The sequence below is a fragment of the Acidovorax sp. WCS2018Noco2-16 genome, assembly GCF_031843945.1.
GTDB lineage: Bacteria > Pseudomonadota > Gammaproteobacteria > Burkholderiales > Burkholderiaceae_C > Paracidovorax.
Genome location: NZ_JAVTJJ010000012.1, coordinates 61,578 through 81,934 on the forward strand (window position 1 = coordinate 61,578; position 20,357 = coordinate 81,934).

The 20,357-nt window shown below is 64.8% G+C and carries 17 protein-coding genes and 1 pseudogene; 8 read left to right on the plus strand and 10 right to left on the minus strand.

Going from position 1 to position 20,357, the window contains the following annotated elements; all coding sequences use genetic code 11:
• Window positions 1–16: 16 nt before the first annotated feature.
• Together RQI28_RS18000 and RQI28_RS18005 are read left to right on the plus strand one after the other, a co-directional pair.
• Window positions 17–1,300: a TRAP transporter large permease gene (locus RQI28_RS18000; RefSeq protein WP_311223776.1), complete on the plus strand. Its 1,284-nt coding sequence runs from the start codon at window positions 17–19 to the stop codon at window positions 1,298–1,300.
• A gap of 22 nt (window positions 1,301–1,322) precedes the next feature.
• A complete protein-coding gene (locus RQI28_RS18005; protein WP_311223775.1) occupies window positions 1,323–2,042 on the plus strand; it encodes a bestrophin family protein in 720 nt (239 codons plus the stop codon).
• A gap of 226 nt (window positions 2,043–2,268) precedes the next feature.
• Here the strand turns inward: RQI28_RS18005 and RQI28_RS18010 are convergent.
• The 3 genes and pseudogenes from RQI28_RS18010 to RQI28_RS18020 all read right to left on the minus strand — a co-directional run.
• Window positions 2,269–2,478, minus strand: a pseudogene (locus RQI28_RS18010) (transposase); the annotation flags it as partial.
• A gap of 258 nt (window positions 2,479–2,736) precedes the next feature.
• Window positions 2,737–4,053 (minus strand): tetratricopeptide repeat protein, encoded by a 1,317-nt coding sequence (locus RQI28_RS18015; RefSeq protein ID WP_311223774.1) that lies wholly within the window; start codon window positions 4,051–4,053, stop codon window positions 2,737–2,739.
• 84 nt (window positions 4,054–4,137) lie between these two features.
• A complete protein-coding gene (locus RQI28_RS18020) occupies window positions 4,138–6,168 on the minus strand; it encodes an ATP-binding protein (protein ID WP_311223773.1) in 2,031 nt (676 codons plus the stop codon).
• A 103-nt stretch (window positions 6,169–6,271) separates the two neighbouring features.
• Between RQI28_RS18020 and RQI28_RS18025 the strand changes: the two genes are divergently transcribed.
• From RQI28_RS18025 to RQI28_RS18035, 3 genes are all read left to right on the plus strand, one after another.
• Window positions 6,272–6,955, plus strand: coding sequence for a response regulator transcription factor (locus RQI28_RS18025; protein ID WP_311223772.1), 684 nt, complete (start codon window positions 6,272–6,274; stop codon window positions 6,953–6,955).
• A 175-nt stretch (window positions 6,956–7,130) separates the two neighbouring features.
• Entirely contained in the window at window positions 7,131–10,001 is a 2,871-nt protein-coding gene (locus tag RQI28_RS18030) for an IPTL-CTERM sorting domain-containing protein (protein WP_311223771.1), read from the plus strand.
• 95 nt (window positions 10,002–10,096) lie between these two features.
• A complete protein-coding gene (locus RQI28_RS18035; protein ID WP_311223770.1) occupies window positions 10,097–10,636 on the plus strand; it encodes a DUF3617 family protein in 540 nt (179 codons plus the stop codon).
• Window positions 10,637–10,745: 109 nt separating this feature from the next.
• On the opposite strand, the gene RQI28_RS18040 is transcribed toward RQI28_RS18035, so the two are convergent.
• From RQI28_RS18040 to RQI28_RS18055, 4 genes are all read right to left on the minus strand, one after another.
• Window positions 10,746–12,125, minus strand: coding sequence for an alpha/beta fold hydrolase (locus RQI28_RS18040; RefSeq protein WP_311223769.1), 1,380 nt, complete (start codon window positions 12,123–12,125; stop codon window positions 10,746–10,748).
• A 78-nt stretch (window positions 12,126–12,203) separates the two neighbouring features.
• Window positions 12,204–13,319, minus strand: a complete 1,116-nt coding sequence (locus RQI28_RS18045) for an acyl-CoA dehydrogenase family protein (RefSeq protein ID WP_311223768.1) — start codon at window positions 13,317–13,319, stop codon at window positions 12,204–12,206.
• 36 nt (window positions 13,320–13,355) lie between these two features.
• On the minus strand, window positions 13,356–14,561 hold the full coding sequence (locus RQI28_RS18050) for an acyl-CoA dehydrogenase family protein (RefSeq protein ID WP_311223767.1): 1,206 nt from the start codon (window positions 14,559–14,561) through the stop codon (window positions 13,356–13,358).
• 66 nt (window positions 14,562–14,627) lie between these two features.
• Window positions 14,628–15,338, minus strand: coding sequence for a YceH family protein (locus RQI28_RS18055; protein ID WP_311223766.1), 711 nt, complete (start codon window positions 15,336–15,338; stop codon window positions 14,628–14,630).
• 24 nt (window positions 15,339–15,362) lie between these two features.
• On the opposite strand from RQI28_RS18055, the gene purN reads away from it, so the two are divergent.
• Window positions 15,363–15,941, plus strand: a complete 579-nt coding sequence (purN, locus tag RQI28_RS18060) for a phosphoribosylglycinamide formyltransferase (protein ID WP_311223765.1) — start codon at window positions 15,363–15,365, stop codon at window positions 15,939–15,941.
• A gap of 94 nt (window positions 15,942–16,035) precedes the next feature.
• Here the strand turns inward: purN and RQI28_RS18065 are convergent, their stop codons facing one another.
• The gene (locus tag RQI28_RS18065; RefSeq protein WP_311223764.1) at window positions 16,036–16,491 is read right to left on the minus strand and encodes a hypothetical protein; all 456 of its coding nucleotides are present in this window, start codon (window positions 16,489–16,491) and stop codon (window positions 16,036–16,038) included.
• Window positions 16,492–16,741: 250 nt separating this feature from the next.
• Window positions 16,742–16,990, minus strand: coding sequence for a DUF1653 domain-containing protein (locus RQI28_RS18070; protein WP_311223763.1), 249 nt, complete (start codon window positions 16,988–16,990; stop codon window positions 16,742–16,744).
• Between the two features lie 188 nt (window positions 16,991–17,178).
• On the opposite strand from RQI28_RS18070, the gene RQI28_RS18075 reads away from it, so the two are divergent.
• Window positions 17,179–18,453, plus strand: a complete 1,275-nt coding sequence (locus RQI28_RS18075) for an RsmB/NOP family class I SAM-dependent RNA methyltransferase (protein ID WP_311223762.1) — start codon at window positions 17,179–17,181, stop codon at window positions 18,451–18,453.
• A gap of 70 nt (window positions 18,454–18,523) precedes the next feature.
• Complete coding sequence (locus RQI28_RS18080; RefSeq protein WP_311223761.1) at window positions 18,524–19,738, plus strand: fatty acid desaturase; 1,215 nt, start codon at window positions 18,524–18,526, stop codon at window positions 19,736–19,738.
• Between the two features lie 21 nt (window positions 19,739–19,759).
• On the opposite strand, the gene RQI28_RS18085 is transcribed toward RQI28_RS18080, so the two are convergent.
• On the minus strand, window positions 19,760–20,197 hold the full coding sequence (locus RQI28_RS18085; protein WP_311223760.1) for a hypothetical protein: 438 nt from the start codon (window positions 20,195–20,197) through the stop codon (window positions 19,760–19,762).
• Window positions 20,198–20,357 lie beyond the last annotated feature (160 nt).

Consider the following 20,357-nt stretch of genomic DNA (forward strand, 5'->3'; position numbering starts at 1 on the left):
CCAAAGCACTGACACCATGGCCATCACCCTTTTCGTTTCCGCCATCGTCCTGATGGCGCTTGGCTTTCCCGTCGCGTTCGCGCTGGCCATGTCGGCTGCCATCGCGGTCTTCGTGAGCGGGCGCTATCCGCAACTCATCGTCTTCAAGGAGATGTTCACCGGCATCGACAGCTTTCCGCTGATGGCCGTGCCGTTCTTCATCCTCGCGGCCGAGATCATGTCTGGCGGTGCGCTCACCGTGGTGTTGCTGCGCTTCGCGGCGCAGTTCGTGGGCCACCTGCGTGGTGGGTTGGGGCATGCCAACATCCTGTCGCTCACGCTGTTCTCGGGCATCTCCGGCTCGGCTCTGGCCGATGCGGCTGGCCCGGGCTCGATGATGGTCAAGATGATGGACAAGGCCGGCTATTCGCGTGCCTATGCGGCCGCGCTCACGGCCAGCACGGCCATCGTGGGACCGATCATTCCGCCTTCGATCATCATGATCATTTACGCGCTGCAGGACGAGCAGGTGTCGGTCGGCGCGCTCTTCATTGCCGGCTTCGCGCCGGGCATCCTGATCGCCGTGGCCATGGCCATTGTCAACTGGCGCGTTTGCGTCAAGCGCGACTACCGATCACGCGAGCCGCGCCCCAGCGGCCGCGAGATGCTGCTCAACAGCTTCCGCGCCATTCCCGCGCTGATGCTCGTCGTGCTGATTCTGGTCGGCATCCGTTTCGGCATCTTCACGCCGACGGAAGCGTCGGTCGTCGCCGTGTTCTACGCGCTGATCTGCGGCAAGTGGATCTATCGCACGCTGGAGTGGAAGGCGTTGCCGCACATCGCCGCGCGCTCGGCGTTGCTCACCGCATCGGTGCTGCTGGTGGTGGCGGCCTCAGCCGCATTCGCCTGGGTGCTGACGGTGGAGGGCGTGCCGCAGCAACTGGCCGAGACCATCGTCGGCTGGAACCTGTCGCCCGTCACCTTCCTCATCGCGGTCAACATCCTGCTGTTGCTCTTCGGCATCTTCATGGAGCCGCTGCCGGGCGTGATGATCCTCGTGCCCATCCTCGCGCCCATCTCGGCAGCGCTGGGCATTGACCCTATCCACTTCGCCATGGTGGTGATCGTGAACCTCACGCTGGGCATGATCACGCCGCCGGTGGGTGGGCTGCTGTTCGTGACCTCGGTAGCCACCAAAGTGCCGTTGGCGGCACTCACGCGCGAATTGCCGCCGTTTCTGCTGGCGCATCTGATTGTGCTGATCCTGCTGACTTTCGTGCCTGCTATCTCCACCTGGTTGCCGCACGCCCTGGGCTTCTGATTCGAGCCATTGCCGCAGCGCCATGATCGTCCACGACCGCCCCACCGGTTTTCAGCTGTTTTGGATACTGCGCGGGTCGGTGTTGCACCGTATTCGCTTCACGCTGGCGGTCAACGTGGCGCTGGCCGTGGTGGTCACGGGGCTGCACGGCTACGTCTTCAACACCAAGGTGGTGGTGACGATGGCGCCCTTCACGCTGATCGGCCTGCCCATCGCCATCTTTCTGGGCTTTCGCAACAACACGGCCTATGCCCGCTACTGGGAAGCGCGCAACCTCTGGGGCGAGATCATCTTCCGCTCGCGTTCGCTGTCGCGGCAGTGCCTGGGCCTGATCCGGGTGGATGAGCCGGTGGATCCCAACGCGGTGGAGGGCGATGTGCGCGTGCGCATGGTGCGCCGCGCCGTGGCCTTCGCGCATGCCCTGCGGCTGCAGTTGCGCGGCCAGCAGGACGACGCGCTGCTGCAGCGCTGGATCACGCGGCAAGACGGGGCCCGCATTCAACCGTCGAGCAACCGGGCCGACGCGCTCATGCAGGCCATGGGGCGCGACCTGGGCGAGTGCGTGCGCGAAGGCCGCATCGACCAGTGCCTGGCGGTGCCGATCGATCAAACCCTGACCGCGCTGGCCAGTACCGCCGCCGGCTGCGAGCGCATCCGCCACACGCCCGTGCCGTTTTCGTACACGCTACTGTTAACGCTGACTTGCTTTTTTTCGTTGGGAATTTGGAAGCACGTTTCTTGACGACACGTGTGAAGCTGCGCTCGGTGCGACGCGGGGGCAACACGAAGTGCCAGGCCTGCGCCAACAGGGCCGCTAACTGCCTGGGCAAAGTGCCCGCAGAGTCTAGGCTGGGGACCGCCAGCAAGTTGACGATGGCGTAGCTGGCCGTATGGAAGCTGATGCGCTGGGGCTCGAGCTGGACGTGCGCTGCCATCTCGCGCATCCAGCGCCGCAGCAGCGTGTAGGCGATCAGCCCACCCCACAGCTCCTGACGCACCAGCGCGGGCTGCTTGCTGCGCAGCACCGGCTCACCCTCGTGCAGTGACTGCTTGATCTCCCGGAACCCCAACTCGATCTCCCAGCTCTGGCGGTAGAACTCGGTCAGGTCATGCGCCGGATGCGTGCGGTGATCCGGCAAGGAGGTGATGAAGCGCCGGACCCGACCGCCCACGCGCACTTCGATCAGGCGTGCCTGCCAGTGACTGGGCAGCTCACCAGTCGGGGTCTATCAATGCGCTGAGTTGATCGAGTCGATCAGGCACTCAGGGAAAGGGTCTCGCGCAAAGCGCTTTCAAGCAGGCTCATCAAGCAAAAAAGGGAACGTGTTAAACACATTCCCTTGTTACTGGATCACCGGATCAGTTTGCCTTGGGGCTTAACTGACTGGCATTGCCCGGTGCGGGCGTTTTCTCTGTGGCTCCGGCAGTGACGTCGATCAGACCGGCTTGCGGGCCGTGACCAAGAAGCCATTCACCGGCGTGCCGCCCTCGTTGCGCAGCACGATGTCTTCGATCTCCACTGGCTGAAAGCCGGCGTCCCGGCACAACTGCTGCACGTGGCTGCGCTTGTGTGCGTAACGGCCATTGCCTTGCAGCACCAGGTCGGGGCCGTCTTCTGCGGCGCTCTCGCACGAGAAAAACAGATCGCCTTCGGCCTTGAGGATGCGGAAGGCATCTGGAATGGCTTCGCGTAAATCGCCGGCATAGATGAACACGTCCAGCGCCGCCATCACCTCGTAAATGTCGCCGGGCGTCTCGCGCAGTGCATCCAGCAGGTTCACCGTGTGGAAGCGGTCGTACACATCGTGGCGGAATGCCTGCTCGATCATCTTCTTGGAGATGTCCACGCCGATCAGATAGCCGTCCAGCCGGCCCAGGCACACGCCCAGCAGGCCCGTGCCGCAGCCCAGGTCCAGGACGTTGAGGTTCTTGTCCGGAAAGCGCGCCAGGATCTTGCCTGCCACGATCTTGGGCAGTTGGTAACCCAGCCCACGCACGGTGTGCTGGTCGTAAATTTCAGCCAGGTTGTCGAACAAGTTGCGGTTCAGTTCGGTGGGCTGGTGTGCCGGCGTCACGCCGTGTGCCAGCGCGTTGTAGTAGGCGTAGACGGAGTCACCAGGCGCCAGCTCCAGCAAGCGGGTGGTGTCGGTCACGGCCTGCGAAGGCTTTTCGGCAGCCAGCAGCACCTGCACGCGGCCCAGCAGGGCCTCGGTATCGTCGCCGTCTTGAGCGATCAGGGCGCTCCATACGTCCAGCGACTCGGCATGCCGGCCCAGGGTGGACAGGTCGCGCGCCAGCAGGCGGCGCAACTGCACATCGCCTGGCACCAGTTCAAGGCCGCGCTGCAGGTGCCGCACGGCCATTTCGGTGTGACCCACGCGATGGGCGATGTCCACCACGCCTGCCAGCACCATCAGATTGCCGGGCTCCACGCCCGCAACCTTTTCGGCCAGTTCAACGGCTTCCTGATTCTGGTTGTGCCGGGCCAGCATCAGCGCCAGTTCCAGCAAGCCAGGGCCCCAGTCCGGCGAGATAGCCACGCTGTGGCGCAACGATTCGATGGCCTTGGGCAGGTTGCCCGCTTTTTCCGCCATCAGGCCAGCGAGCATGAAGACGCGAGGGTCGTTGGGGATGTTCCGCTGCGCCTTGTTGAGCGTGAGGGCGGCCTCCTGCAGTTTGCCTTCGGCGATCTGCGTGCGCGCGGTTTCGAGATGCTTGCGATTAGGGTCGGCTTGGGGGGCGATAGCGCTCATGGACTCTGAAAAGTAAGAGCCGGGCGCTGGGCCCGGCTGCATGAAATGGTGGTCATGATTATCCCGGAATCTGGAATGCCCGTTTCAGCGGCCAATTGGCTGATTCGCAATGGTCAGTTTGAAACATGCCCCCTGGTTCATGCTGGACGTCAACTGAAGATCGCCACCGTGCAGCCTAGCCACACGACGAGCTACCCACAGACCCAAACCGAATCCGCGCGTTTGGTCGGTGCGGCTGCCGCGTTCAAACGGTTCAAACATCTTGTCCATCACGTCGAGCGAAATGCCCGAGCCATCGTCAGCCACCGAAAACTCCAGCAAACCCGCTTCGTTTTTGACTGCACTGATAAATATTTCTCCCGCTTTGGCGTGCTTGACGGCGTTGTCCACGAGATTGGACAAAGCGATGCGAATCAAAGCAGCATCGCAGATCCACGACTCCGGTGCAGCGTGTGCAAACAGATGCAGGCTATGGCGTGGTGACCAGTGGACGAGTTGAGCCGCGTGTTCAAGCAGTTCGGTGACGGAGGCTGGCGACGGATGGATGCTGAAGCCGACGGTGTCCATTCGGTCGTTTATGAGGCAGCTGTCCACCAACGAGGACAGGCGCCTGCATGCCCGGCGTATCTGAGCCGCACGCTCCTTCTGGTTTTTCAGGTCAGCGGAGGGAAATGCCAGTTGCTCGGCTGCAGCACTGTCGATCACTGCAAGTGGCGTACGGAACTCATGGCTGATCATCTGGAAGAACTGCCGTTGCTCTTGCCGTAGCGTGCGCTCGCTGTCAAGCGCCTGGGCAAGGGCGGCCTGGGCGATGGACAGCTCCGACGTGCGTTCCTCAATCCGTGCTTCCAGCAAATGCTCGGACTCCGCCAAGTGTTCCAGCGCCCGGTCTTTGGCGGCTTCCGCCTGGCCGTACCGCTTCACCATCTCGATGACGATGGCGCATGCGACCAAGACGGTGAACAGAAAAATTTCCGCCTGCCAGACGATGTTGACGTCCAGGCTGGATCGCATCTGTCCGATCAAAGCAAGGGCGATGGGTCCTCCTGCAATTGCGTGCATCGCATAGGCCGCCAGCAAAAAGGCGTGCTGCAGGCTTTTGGGATTGCGGCGCAAGGCCGTCACGCACAGAGCGATGGCGGCGATGTCGCACAGCGCCAGCATCACCAAATTCAACGAGGCCACGGCGCCATAGAAGCCTATGGCCGGGCTGGCCATGCCCACCAAGGCTAGGGCGATGAGCGCATTCAACAAGCCGCGCGTTTTAGGGTACTGCCGGGGTGACGTCAAATGCAGCTTGATCTGGAAGGCGAGGGCCGCAGTCAGCGCAAAGGCGCTCATGCCGACGGCATGGCTTGCCCACACCGTCCAGCCGGCTGGCGTCCAGAGGCTGAAGTAGCCGCGGACGTTGAACACGTGCACGCAGCTCACGGTGCAGAGCACCGCTAGGCCGCAAAGTTTGGGGATGCGCACCACCATGGCCGTTCCGATGATGCCGGTCAGCATCGCGAGCAGCACGCCGAAAAACACGCCCAGGGTGCGCTCGTCTGCCAGCAGGGTTTGTTGCAGCGCTGTGAACGTGAGCACCTGCGCGCGCAACTGCATGGCGCTGGTGGTGTGGATACGCACCAAAGTCACTTGGTTGGGTACCAATTCAAACAGCGGCTGCCTCACGCCATGCTTGAGATTTCCGGGCACAAAGTCTCCGCCGGATTGCGCGCGCCATGCCCCGTCGGCTCCGCTGGGCTGGTAGACCGTGATGGAATCGACGTAGGTCGGCTCTGCAAGCAGCCACAAGGAGCGTTCCTCAAGCGGGGGCGCAGCGGGCGCCTGGAACCTGAGCCAGACCGTGTGATGGATGTAGCCGGCATTAAGTGGGTGCCGAAGCTCGGGGGCGCCGGCCCCGGCGCTCATGCGCACGACCTCGTCAGGGGTGAGTGCGTTGTCTCGGTCGTCAATACGCTGGACGGGAATGTCCCATCCCAACTCCAAAGGTGCTGTAGCCGTAGCTGCGGCGGCAGCAGAGGTGCCGACACCGGTTACCGCCACCACCAACAACCAGCACATCAGAAGACGGATCAAAAGCCGGTAATGCGAGCGTTGTAAATAGGCCATGGGAATTGGAATGTGAGTATTTGTGAGTCTTCGTGCGTGGCTGCGCAGCTAACTCGCTGTGACAATTTAAGCATCCCTTGTTTACGTTGTTTCTCGTTGGTCCATGGTCCCTGAATTCACGATTGCCGTTGTCGAAGACGATGAAGACATCCGCGTCAACGTGGGGCGCTATCTCGCACATTGCGGATTCGACTCGTGGGGCGCGGAGTCTGCAGAGGACTTCTACGTCCAATTGTTGCGCAACAAGGTGGATCTCGCCGTGATCGATATCGGACTGCCGGGAGAAGACGGGCTGAGCCTTGTGCGACGGCTGGCGGACCAGGGCATTCCCACCGTTCTGATGACTGCTCGCGCAGAGGTCGAGAGCCGCATTCTCGGGCTGGATTCAGGAGCCCTTCAGTACTTCGTCAAGCCTGTGGACATGCAGGAACTGGTGGCGGGCATCCGGTCCCAATTGCGCCGAAAGCGCCAGCACACTGGCGGCGGCTCGGGCGCCGTGGCTCCGTGGCGACTTGATGGCGTGGGCCGTGTGCTGCTTGCTCCCAATCAGCAGGCGGTCGTCCTTACCACACGCGAGCTGGAGTTGCTGGGGTGCCTGATGCAGACGCCGGGTGCGGTCGTCAGCAAACAGGCGCTGGTACAGGCCGTGGGCGACCGCAATCTGGACGACGACTTTCATCGCATCGAGTCGGCCTTGACGCGCCTGCGGCGCAAGACGATGGCCGACACCGGCCTGGCATTGCCGGTGCGGGCGGTCTTTGGAAAAGGGCTCGTGTTTGCAATATGAATTGACACCCCTTGCGCCCGCCGGTTGACGGGGCGACGAACGCCTCAGCAACCGCACCTATTCCCCACCCCCCCCCATTTATTTGGTTGTGCATGCCGCAAGGCAGGGCGCAGCCTGGGCCGAACTCGGCCTGCAGGTTTGACAACAGAGATTGGTTCACAGAGGAGATGGCAAATTGATCCCCAAGATTTTTCCTTTCGGAATGCGCGAAGGGCCTTCCAGGCTCTTGCGCCACTGGTGCCTGCTGCTGTTGGGTTTGCTGGTCCTTGCGGCCACGGCAGGCTCTGCGCGCGCGGCTTTCCTGAATGGCGGCTTCGAGAACGACCTGGCAAGCTGGAACGTCCGGCATCTGCGTGTACCGGCTTCCGGTATTCCGTTGGCCAATTTCCCGCCGGATACCGAAAGTGATCTCGGGCTGACATTCAACACCACCTCCACACCGGCGCCGACCGATGCGGTGGGCAATGGCTCTGACACCAATGTCAACGGACAGGTGCGTTTTCCGCTGTACGGCGCCAAGAGCGCGCGGATCAATTACCTCGGTGCCCAGAACCGCGCTGCGTCCATCGACCAGACGGCCGTGATGACGCTGGGCGACGTGGACCCCTCGGACGGCAAGGCGCACGTGCGCTTCGCTATCGCCCCGGTGCTGCAGAACCCCGGGCATCCGGGGGCAGAGCAGCCGTACTTCTTCGTGGAGGTCTACAACATCACGAAGAACAAGCAGCTGTTCTACACCTTCAACTTTTCCGGCCAGTCGGGCGTGCCATGGCAGTCCGTGGGCGGCTTTCAGTACACCAACTGGCAGACCATCGACATCGCGCCGGGTGCGGGTGTGCTCGATGTGGGCGACCAGATCAAGGTCACGGTGATCGCCGCGGGCTGCAGCCAGAGCGGGCACTCCGGCCACATCTACGTGGATTCCGGAGCAGGGCTCACCAATCTGCCCGGCCCTGGCATCAAGGCCGATACGCCTGAATACGCAGCCGCCGGCAGCAGCGTGGCGTACACGTACTCCTATTCGAACCAGGGTGACGTGCCACTGACGAGCACGGTGGTGACCATCGTGTCTCCGCAAGACAACACGGCCGGAACCCCCAAGAACCTGCGTGTGGACACGGCCAGCGTGCCGGGCTCCTGCACGGTCAATACGTCCGGGGCGGCAGGCAACCAGATCTACACGGTGTCGTGCCCGGTCGGAACGCTCAACCCGGGCAGCAACGGAACGATCCCGCTGTCGTTCATCACACCAGATACCACCACGGGCCCCATCAACCACGGCAACTATTCCATCGTGGGCGATGCCATCTCGCCCTTGCTGGGGCCGCTGGTGCAAAGCCAGATCACGACGGACCCCCTGGTCGACCTGAGCGTGAGCCTGTCTGATGGGCAAAGTGCAGTGATCTGGGGCCAGGCCCTCACGTACACCATGTCCGTGACCAACCTCGGCCCCACGGTGGTGCCGGCTGGCACCACGATCCAGGAGTCCGCTCCCGCCTCGTTGACCAACATCACCTGGACCTGTGCTGCTACCGGCGGCGCAGTCTGCCCGGTGCCTTCGGGCTCCGGCGCGGTGAGCCAGATCCTGCCGGACCCCGTTCCGGTGGGCGGCACTCTCACGTACACGATCTCCGCGCAGGCCGACCCTGCCGGCAGCGGCGCCAGCACTATCCTGCACACCGCCACGGTGACCGCGCCGGTGAGTGTGAAGGACCGTGAAAGCTCCAACAACACCGCCACGGATTCCGACCCCGTGGGCCTGGGTTTGTTCAATCTCGCAGTCAACAAAATCGGCACGGGCACGGTGACGTCGGTGCCTTCGGGCATCACCTGCGGCGCCACCTGCACCACCGACGCGCCGGGCGGCTCGCAGGTCATCCTGTACGCCACTGCGCCCTCGGGCTCGATCTTCTCGGGCTGGAGCGGCGGCGGGTGTTCGGGCACCGCCACCAGTTGCACCGTGTCCATGGATGCCTCCAAGACCGTGACGGCCAACTTCACGGTGCCTCTGGACGTGACGCCCGTTGTGGGCGCGAACGGCTCGGTCAGCCCTGCGGTCACGCAGCCCGTGGCACCGGGCGGCACCACGTCGTTCACCGTGACACCCAACGCGGGCTACGCCCCCGTCATCACCGACAGCTGTGCAGCCGGTGGCACGCAGACCGGTGGCGCCCTGGTGGGCAGCACCTACACCACCAACGCCATCGCGCAAAACTGCACGGTCAACTTCAGCTTTGTGAATACCGGCGTGGCCACGGTCACGCCCACCGTCGGCACCGGGGGCTCCATCACGCCCAACGCGCCCAAGACGGTGGTGACCGGTGGCTCTGCCTCCTACGTGGTCACGCCCATCACTGGCTACACCCGCGGCACGCCCACCGGCACTTGCCCTGCAGGTACCTGGTCCGGCACGACCTATACCATCGCCCCGGTGGCGGCTAACTGCTCGGTGAACTTCGTGTTCATCGGCCCCGTGGCGGTCACTGCATCGGTGGCCTCGGGCAGCGGCACAGTCAGCCCTGCATCGCAGTCGGTGGCCGTGGGCGGCACGGCGGTGATCACGCTCACCCCTGGGGCCGGGCAGCGCGCCACCCTTGCGGCCGGCAGCACTTGCACCGGCGGCAGCTTCAGTGCCGACACCACGGTCTACACCATCCCCGCAGTGGCAGGCGCTTGCTCCGCAGCGTTCGCTTTCGTGCCCAACCCGGTGGTGACCGGATCGGTGCTGTCGGGCACCGGCACGGTGTCGCCGGCGTCCCAGTCCGTGATGCCCGGCGCCAGCGCCGTGTTCACGCTGGCTCCCGGGGCCGGGATGCGTGCGGCGCTGGATGCCTCCAGCACCTGCACGGGCGGCAGCTTCAACGCAGACTTCACCACCTACACCGTGCCAGCGGTGGCGGCTGATTGCACGGCGGTGTTCCGGTTCGCACCGGCCATGGCGGCAGGCCCTGCGTCCATCCCCACCTTGTCCGAGTGGGGCATGATCATTCTGTCGGCCCTGCTGGCACTGATGGCCTGGGTGCACCGGCGCCGATTCGGCGGCTGACGCAGCCGAAGCCCTCGATCCGAAGTGCACAGGTGCACTTTCGAACCGTGCCAGAGCCCCTGTGTGGGTCTCTGGCACTCTACTTGTCTCGATCCATGAAAAAAATCCCCTTTGCCGTTGCCGCCGTGTCACTGTCGTTCGGCGTCGTCGTGGTGCCGCTGGCCCATGCCGATGTCCTGCCGGTGCGTAAGCCCGGCCTGTGGGAGGTGTCGATCGTCGGAGCCGGCCAGTCCGTCATGCGCCAGCAGAAGGTTCTGCAGTGCACGACGAACGACGTGGATGCCGTGACCATGTTGGCCGTGGTGCCTGGCCAGGAGCATTGCCACGAGACGGCGGTCAAGAAGAAGGGCGCCCAATTCACCGTGCAGACAGTGTGCTTCGTGCATGACAACCGGGTCACCGCGCGCATTCGGCTCAGCGGTGACTTTCAGCAGTCCTACCAGGGTGAATTTGAAGTGGCTTATTCAAAGCCCGTCGCCAACAGCAGCCCGGGGGTGACCCAGTTCAGCGGGCGCCGCCTGGGGGACTGCAAGGCGGGCATGAAGCCCTCGGACATGGTGCTGCCCAATGGCATCACGGTGAACATCGTGGAGAGCCTCAAGCAGAGCGCGAGCCACGAGGGGCATCGGCACTGACAGGCTAAGCGGCTTCTTGGCCGACCGAGCAAGAAAAAAGCCCCGCAGGTGCGCCCTGCGGGGCTTTTTAGTGGCATGCGCTCTCCGCGCAGCCAATCAAAGCCCGGTGTTATCGGGTGATCTCCAGCAGCACCACATGCCCTTGCGCGGCAGGCCAGGTCTGCCCGGTCACGCGTTCGCCGTTGAACGTTGCGGTGATGGGGCGCTGGCCCCCTGCAGGCTTGACCTTGGCGGACGACACCCCGGCGCCTGCAGGCACACCGGGAGGCGGCGCACCGTCCAGCAGCATCTGGTCGCGGGCGGGGTCCAGGTAGCCGCGGGGGCGGTTCAGGGTGACGATGGAATCTGCTGCCTTGTCCGCATCGGCGATGCGCTCGGCGCGCAGATGGACCAGCTGGCTGCCGCGCGGAAAGCCACTGCGGTAGATGTGCGTCGTGGCGTAGCCTGGAGCGGAGATGGCGAACTCGACCGGCACGCCAGCGGGTACGGTCAACGGCCCCCATACGCCATCGGTGCCGACCGTGCGGCTGAGCAATGCGGCACCGCTGCGAGCGCCGGTGGCCGGGTCGGTGGCATACACCTGCAACTGCGCGCCTGTCAGTGGCAGGTTGTTGCTGAAGCTGCCAGACGCAGGATTGGTCGAGTCCAGTCCCAGCCCGGTGACCTTGCCGTTCAGAACCACCGAATTTTCGGTGGCGATGTCCGTGCGCAGCGGCGGGGTGCCCGTGATGAAGCGGTAGGTCGCTTCGAAGGCCGCGGGTGAGAACGAAGTCTCGCGGTGATCGACGCGCGGCAGCACCACGTTCTGGGCGCCTTTCAATTCCGGTCCGGCCGCCGTGACGTTGGTGGCTGTGCCGGGCAGGCCGATCCACACCCCGTCGGGCTGCGCGAACTTGTCGTTGCTGTCCGAGCGGATGGTCATCCACTGCACCGGGCCGCTCACCTCGTCTCCAGCGGCGTTCTTGGGGGCGTTCAGGCCTCGCAGAAAAGGCCCGGTGCCCGCGAATTCACTGCCCTCGCGAAAGCCGGGGATGGCCCACACGCCGTGGTTGGGCGTGCCGCCCAGAATGACGTGGCTCACCGTCTTGTCGCCCCCGCCGTTCTGGATGTAGTTGCGAATGGCGTAACCACCGCGCGAATTGCCCACCAGCACGACCTGGCTGGCGCCGGTGGCCTGCAGCACCTTGTCCACTTCGCTCTTCAGATAAGCCATGTGCTCTGCCGTAGACGTGCGGCCCGCCTGGGCCACGGTGTCGTCGTCCCGCGCGAGCGGGTAGGGCACGTCGATGGCGTAGAGCCGGTCGCGCGGCCAGCCATTGGATTCGAAGCGCCATGCGGTGGTCTGCCACAGCGCCGCCGTGTCGCCGTTGCCATGCACGAAGACGACGGGCCGAACCTCGGTGGAACTACCGCCGCAGCCCACCAGAACCATACCGGCTGCTGCTGCGACCGCCAGCAGGGATCGGCGTTGCAAAAAGAGATTGCTCATGTGAATGCTCCAGGGGAAAAAAGAAATGCCCGTGAACAGTGGAATCCACGGGCATGACAAAGGGGTGTCTGCAAGCGGCTAGGCGAACACGCCAGCCGTCTCTTGCATGCGGGCCGACACCTCGCCCAGGTGGTGCAGCGTGTCGCCCCAGGCCATTTCCAGCTGCGTTAGCTTCTTGAAGTAATGGCTGCCGATGTATTCATCCGTCACGCCGATGCCGCCGTGCAGTTGCACCGACTGCTGTCCCACGAAGCGCATCGACTGGCCCAGCTGCACCTTGGCGCGTGCGAGGGCGCGGCGGCGTTCTTCGGGGGCTGCGCCCAGCTTCAGGCTGGCGTAATAGCTCATCGAGCGTGCCAGTTCCAGCTGCATCTTCACATCGGCCACGCGGTGGCGCAGCGCTTGAAAGCTGGCGATCGGCACGCCGAACTGCTTGCGCTGGTTCATGTAGTCCACGGTCAGCGCCACGGTCTGGTCCATCACGCCCACGGCTTCGGCGCAGGTGGTGGCGATGCCGATGTCCACTGCCAATTCCAGCGCGGCCAGGCCGTCGGTGGTGACCAGCGTGGCCGGCGCGTTGTCCAGGCGCACCTCGGCGGCGCGGCTACCGTCCTGCGTGCGGTAGCCGCTGGTGCTCACACCCTTTGCAGAGCGTTCAACCAGGAAGAGGGCGATGCGGCCATCGAGTTGCGCGGGCACCAGAAAGGCGTCTGCCTGATCGCCGACAGGTACTATGCTTTTGATAGCTGTCAGCGCATATCCATCGGGCGCTAGGTCCGCTTTTGATTCGCAAACGTCGAGGCGGTAGCGTGCCTTGCGTTCCTGATGGGCCAGCACCACCAGCGCCTGGCCGCTGGCGATACGGGGCAGCCAGTCGGCCTGCAGGGCTTCGGGCGCGTAGTCGGCCAGCACGCGGCTGACTACGAAGGTCTGGGCGAGAGGCTCCAGCACGATGCCGCGGCCTAGTTCCTCCATTGCCACCATCGCATCGACGGCGCCCTGGCCCAGGCCGTCATGGGCCTCGGGCACCGTCAGCGCCGTCAGGCCCAGCTCGGCCAGTTCGGCATAGGCCGCCCGGTCGAACCCGCCCGCCGCCACGATGCCGCGGCGGCGCTCGAAGGTGTAGCCCTTGTCCACCCAGCGGCGCACCGCGTCGCGCAGGGATTGCTGGTCTTCAGAGAAATCGAAATCCATTTTTTGTCTCCGTTCGTCCTGAGCTTGTCGAAGGGCTTAGCCCAGCACGGTTTGAGCGACGATGTTGCGCTGCACTTCATTGGAGCCACCGTAGATCGTGGTCTTGCGCAGGTTGAAGTACGTCGATGCGAGCGGCGCATTGGCCACCTCGCCGCCGGGAAATCCGCCCAGGGCTCCAGCACCCGCGTCGCCCTGCCAGCCGGCCTCCATGGCCTCTTCGATAAAGGGCAGGCTGAACGGCCCGGCCGCCAGCATCATCAGCTCCGCATAGCGCTGCTGGATCTCGCTGCCCTTGATCTTGAGCAGGCCGGCAATGTCGAGCGAGTTCTTGCCCGACTTCTCGGCCGAGAGCACGCGCAGCACCAGCATTTCCAGCGCCACCACGTCCACTTCCAGCAGAGCGATCTGGTCGCGAAACCGAGCGTCCTCCCACACGCCTTCGGCCTGGGCGATGCGCTTCAAGCGTTCCAGTTCGCGCTTGCTGCGGTTCACGTCGGCGATGTTGGTGCGCTCGTGGCTGAGCAGGTGCTTGGCGTAGGTCCAGCCCTTGTTCTCTTCGCCGATGAGGTTCTCGGCGGGCACTTCCACGTTGTCGAAGAAAACCTCGTTGACCTCGCACTCGCCGTCCAGCAGCTTGATGGGGCGCACGGTGACGCCGGGCGACTTCATGTCCAGCAGCAAAAAGGAGATGCCGGTCTGCGGCTTGCCCTCGGTGCTGGTGCGCACCAGGTTGAACATCCAGTCGCCGTGCTGGCCCAGCGTGGTCCAGGTCTTCTGGCCGTTGACGATGTATTTGTCGCCCACCCGCTCGGCGCGGGTCTTGACGGAGGCCAGGTCCGAGCCCGAGCCCGGCTCGCTGTAGCCCTGGCTCCACCAGACCTCGCCGCTGGCGATGCCGGGCAGAAAGCGCTGTTGCTGCTCGGCATTGCCGAAGGCCATGATCACCGGCGCGACCATCACCGGGCCGAACGGAATGATGCGCGGTGCACCGGCCAGCGCGCACTCTTCCTCGAACAGGTGCTTTTGCACGGCCGTCCAGCCCGGGCCGCCGAACTCCTTGGGCCAGCCGTAGCCCAGCCAGCCTTTCTTGCCCAGAATTTTGGCCCAGCGCTGCAGGTCGTCCTTGGACAGGCGCAGCGCGTGGTGCACCTTGTGGGCGATGTCTTGCGGCAGATGGGCGTGAACCCAGTCGCGCACCTCGTCGCGGAAAGCCTGTTCTTCAGGGGTGAATGCGAGATCCATGCGGCTTGTCTCCAGTCTGGAAGGCCTTTGTCGACCGATCCCGCCGTTGTAGCACGGTCGTTCTTTTCACTCCTGTCCGGGCGGTGACACGGCTGCGGCCGGCGACTCGATGCCTAGCTCCCGGCACAGCTGCTGCACCACGCCGCGCAGCTGGGCGACTTCTTCCTCCAGCGCGGCCACGCGGCCGGCCAGGGCGTTGCTGCCACCGCCACCGCTGTCGCCACCTGCCTGCGCCGACGCCGCCAGGCTGGCCACGTCCACCGGGCCGCACAGCAGGTGCGCCCAGCGCGGCTCGCGCGCACCGGGCGCGCGGGGCAGCAGCACGACCAGCGGGCCGCCTTTTTCTTCATTGCGCTCGGCCAGCTCGTTCAGAAACCCTTCCACCGACGAGATGTCGGCAAAGCGGTGCCAGCGCTCGGCGTTGATGCGCAACTCGCCCGCGGTTTGCGGCCCGCGCAGCATCAAAAGCGACAGCAGCACGGCCGATTGGTCGGGCACGCCCACGCCGCGGGGAAAGTTGTGCTCGAAGCGCGTGGCGCGGTTGCCGCCTATCTCGACTGACAGCGTGCGCTGGCGCAGGCCGTCCAGCGCCTCCTGCGCCTCGCCATCGGTCAGCTGCATCACCGGCTCGCGGCTGGACTTCTGGTTGCAGCCGGAGACCACGCCGTTGAGTGTGAGCGGGTAGCTGTCGGGCACGGTGCGCGACTTCTCCATCAGCGTGGCGAGCACGCGGGCCTGGGCAGGGGTGAGGGGTTGAACGCGGGGATCGAAGGGCATGGTGGGCGGGATAATTGCGGACAAATGAAGAACATCGTGATTTTGATCTCCGGCGCTGGCTCTAACATGGCGGCCATCGTTCAGGCGGCGCACCAGCAGGATTGGGCGGGACGCCACGGCGTGCGGGTGGCCGCCGTGTTGAGCAACAAGGACAGCGCCGAGGGGCTGGAATTCGCCCGTCGCCAGGGCATTGCCACGCAGGTTGTCGACCACCGCCAGCACGCCACGCGCGAGGCGTTCGATGCCGCGCTGGCCGCCGCCATCGACGCGCACCAGCCCGCGCTGGTGGTGCTGGCAGGCTTCATGCGCATCCTGACGGAAGGCTTCGTGGCGCATTACGCCGGCCGGTTGGTGAACATCCACCCGTCGCTGCTGCCGGCGTTCACGGGCCTGCATACGCACCAGCGGGCGATCGACGCGGGCTGCAAAGTGGCGGGTGCGACCGTGCACCAGGTGACGGCCGATCTGGATGCCGGCCCCATCGTGGCGCAGGGCGTGGTGCCGTTGCTGGCAGGCGACACGGCGCAGACCCTGGCCGCGCGGGTGCTGGCGCAAGAGCACGCGATCTATCCGCCGGCCGTACTGGGACTACTCATTAATTGATAGCTGCCTGCGCTTATGTATCAAGCGCTAGAGCCTGATTTGGCTTGTATTTTCGAGGCCAGGCGCGTTGCGCCGCCGGCCGTTGGACCAGGTTTTAGGCCGGGCGAATCATCGGCTCGATGCTGCTGTCCAGCAGGTCTTTCGACAGCGTTGCCTGGTGCGCATCGGACGGATGCAGCACCACCGCCCATTCGCCCGCGCGCAGTGCCGAGCGCAGTTGGTGAATCAGCTTCACGTGGGCAGGTGGTACAGAAATCAGGCCTCCCACCAGCAGGCCAGCCAACGCGCCTGCCAAGCCGGCCAGACTGCGGGCACGCATCACCGTGCGCACGAGCCCGCGTTTGCGTCGCGCTTCAGGCGGGCTGAGCATCAGGTCACGGCCGGAGTGGTGCGCGTCATGCGGTCCCAGCATGCGAACCTGGCCCAACTTCATTCCTGGCAGCCGCAAGGCACGGTGCACCATCGCCTCGGCCAGGGCCTGGGTGCGATAGAAACCAGCTACTTTGGTGCGCGGTGTCTCGCCTGCACGGCATTGCAGCAAATAGCCCATGGGGAATGTTCTTTCGAAAAAACGGCATGCGTTGTAACTTGCATGCACCCCAGTGGGTCATCATTGCGAAACGCCTGCGAAGCCTGAAGGATGGCGCTGATGCCCGCCTGCGTCTGTAGGACCGGGCGAAGGGTGCTGGCAAGCAGGTGCGCCATAAAAACTCATTCAAGCCGCTGTTGATCGAGTAACTTCTGGCGTCAAGCCCCGTGTGCTGCCAGCGCTGCTTTGGTTGTGCGCCAAGCCCAAGCCGTCACTGCGCGATGGGCGCAAACCGGGGCTGCGTCACCCCTTCGATGACCACCGTTTCCTGAAACATTGCCGCCGGCCGCACCCATAAGCCATGGAAGCCGTAGAGCGCGCGGTACACCACCATCGGCTCCAGCGTTTCACTGTGCCGCGCCAGTCCCACCACGTCATAAAGGCCGCCTTTGTAATGGCGGTAACGCCCTGCGGGCAGATGGGGCAGGGCCGGCAGGTCGTCGTCTTGGGGGATGGTCATTTCCATGTATTTTCTTCAGTTGCTATTAAAATTATAGCTATAAACGCTTTATGAACAAACGCTACAGCCGTTTTTCATGCTTGAAATGATGGTGGGCTCCTCCATTCCACCGGGTCTGCCGTGCTGTCCTGTCCGGGCTTGCGGGGGTGCCCAGCCGGCACGGCGGGTTGCAATGGGACAATCGCCCCATGCACCCTAAAGCCCTTTTGGACGCCTGCGCTGAACTCATCAGGCTGACGTTGACCTTCGAACACCCGGCGGACTCCGTCGTTTCCCGTTTCTTTCGCGACCACAAGTCGCTGGGCCCGCGCGAGCGAGCGACCCTGGCAGAAACCACTTATTCCGTACTGCGCAAGAAGCTGCTGTTCGAGCAGCTGGCCCGGTCCGGCAGCGGCCCCAAGGAGCGGCGCCTGGCCATTCTGGGCTTTCACGGCCCGCGCGACTTTCTGAAAAGCGCTCTGAACGACCAGGAAAAGAACTGGCTGGAGCAGTGCGACGCCGTGCCGCCGGACGATCTGATGGAGCGCCATCGCCATAACCTGCCCGAATGGCTGGTGCCGCCGCTCAAAGAGCAGCTGGGCAACGGCTTCTGGGCGCTGGCCGAGAGCCTGCAGCAAAGCGCGCCGCTCGATTTGCGCGTCAACGCCTTGTCGGACAAACGTGCCGAGGTGCAAAAAGAGCTGTCGCAAGCCGGCATCAAGGCCGTCGCCACGCCGTATTCGCCCTGGTGCCTGCGCGTGGACGGCAAACCTGCGCTGACCAAGCTGCCGGCCTTCGTGCGCGGCGCCATCGAGGTGCAGGACGAAGGCTCGCAACTGCTGGCCTTGCTGCTGGATGCCAAGCGTGGCGAGATGGTGGTCGACTTTTGCGCTGGCGCCGGCGGCAAGACGCTGGCGCTGGGTGCCAGCATGCGCAACACCGGGCGTCTTTATGCCTTCGACGTGTCGGGCCACCGGCTCGACGCGCTCAAGCCGCGCCTGGCACGCAGCGGGCTGTCGAACGTGCACCCGGCCGCCATCGCGCATGAGCGCGACGACCGCGTCAAGCGCCTGGCCGGCAAGATCGACCGCGTGTTGGTCGATGCGCCCTGTTCGGGCCTGGGCACGCTGCGCCGCAACCCTGATTTGAAGTGGCGCCAGTCGCCCGAAGCGCTGCAGGAACTGGCGGCCAAGCAGACCGCCATTCTGGACAGTGCGGCACGGCTGTTGAAGCCGGGCGGAAGGCTGATGTACGCCACCTGCAGCGTGCTGCCGCAGGAAAACGAGGCCATCGCCGATGCCTTCACCGCTGCGCACTCCGACTTCGAGCCCACCGACGCGGGTGCGCTGCTGACCCAGCTGAAGGTGGAGAACGCAGAGCGCCTGTGCAGCGGCGGCGCCACGGGCACTGGAAATCTGCGCTTGTGGCCTCATGTCCACAAAACCGACGGCTTCTTCGCCGCGGTGTGGACGCGCAAGGGCTGAGGCTGCTGGCGGCCACCGTCAATGGCTGACCGGCCTCGGGCCACCTGCTCATTTTCAAGACGGAGTCACGATGTCTTTACCTGACTGGGCGGTGCTCGATGCCGCGATCGACTGGCTGGCCCACGGCGCGTGGAACCTAGCCTGGTGGCAAGTGTTGCTGTACACGCTGGCCACCACCCACATCACCATCGCTGCCGTCACCATCTTCCTGCACCGCGCGCAGGCCCACCGGTCGGTGGAACTGGGCCGGGCGCCGTCGCATTTCTTTCGCTTCTGGCTGTGGCTGAGCACCGGCATGGTCACCAAAGAATGGGTCGCCATTCACCGCAAGCACCACGCCAAATGCGACACCGAAGAAGACCCGCACAGCCCGCAGACGCGCGGGCTCGACACCGTCATGTGGCGCGGCGCCGAGCTGTACCGCACCGAGTCGCACAACGCGGAGACAGTGGCCAAGTTCGGCCACGGCACGCCGCAGGACTGGATCGAGCGCAACGTCTACACCCGATTCAGCGCGCTGGGCATCTCTCTCATGCTGCTGCTGAACCTGGCGCTGTTCGGCGCGCTGGGCGCCACGGTGTGGGCGGTGCAAATGCTCTGGATTCCGTTCTGGGCGGCGGGGATCGTCAACGGCGTGGGCCACTACTGGGGCTACCGCAACTTCGAGGCGAGCGACGCATCGACCAACCTCGTACCCTGGGGGTTGGTCATAGGTGGCGAAGAGCTGCATAACAACCACCACACGTATCCCACGGCCGCCAAATTCTCGGTCAAGCCGTACGAATTCGACATCGGCTGGATGTACATCCGCCTGCTGCGCTCCGTCGGCTGGGCCACGGTGAAAAAGGTGCCGCCCAAGCTGCGGCTGGGCGACGTCAAACAGCAAGCCGACGAAAAGACGCTGGAAGCCCTGATCGCCCACCGCTACGAGGTGATGGCCGGCTACGCCCGCGGCGTGCGCCAGGCCTGCCGCGAAGAACTGGCTGCGCTCAAGGCCCGCAAGGCCGACGCCTCCGTGCTGCAGGCCGCACGACGCTGGCTGCACCGCGACGACGACAAGGTGCCCGCCCAGGCGCGCGAGCAGATCGCTCTGGCCCGGCAGGCCTATCCGGTGCTCGACAAGATGGTGGCCATGCGCGAAGAGCTGCGCCAGCTGTGGCTCAACACCTCGCGCTCGCGCGAACAGCTCACGGCCGACCTGCAGGCCTGGTGCCGGCGCGCGGAAGACAGCGGCGTGGCGGCATTGCGCGACTTCTCGTTGCGGCTGCGCGCCGCCCAAGCCTGAAGTCGCTGCGCTTTTTGCGAATCAGGCCTGCGGCGCCGTGCCCGAGATGGGATGGGAGCCCGCCCGCCGGCGGAGCACGCGGATCGCCAGGGCCAGGCCAGCGCTGATCCATCCCGCGCCCTGCCGCTCCACGGCCTGCTCGGGCAGCGTCATGGTCACCCATGCTGCGCCCGGGCCGGCATTCGCCAGGTGCACCCAGGTCGCGCCGCTCTTTGCCTGGGCGTTCCAGCAATGGCCCGCATCCAGCATCTGGGACATCGCGTGGGTGAGCAGCACCTGTCCGCACATCACTGGGCCGGTAGACACTGCCAGGCGCCCGCGTTCTGCGCGCAGCGTGGCGCCTGGTGGCAAGCACAGCCATGTGCTGGACCGGGCGGGCAGGGCCTTGCGTGACGCGCCAGGGGGCAGGGTGGAACTGCTGCGCTGTTCAAGGGGTAGTTCGGCGGGGCTGGAAGGCATGGGAATGTCCTCGGTGCGAAGGGCTATGAAACAGCCTCCAGCGTAGGACGCATCGCTGGTCGGCGGCAGGCACACACTCATCCACACGGGCCCATAACAGCATCGATTTTTTCTACGCTGTTATGGTGCTTTGTGCGCCTGCCTGTATCTGTTCTGTCAC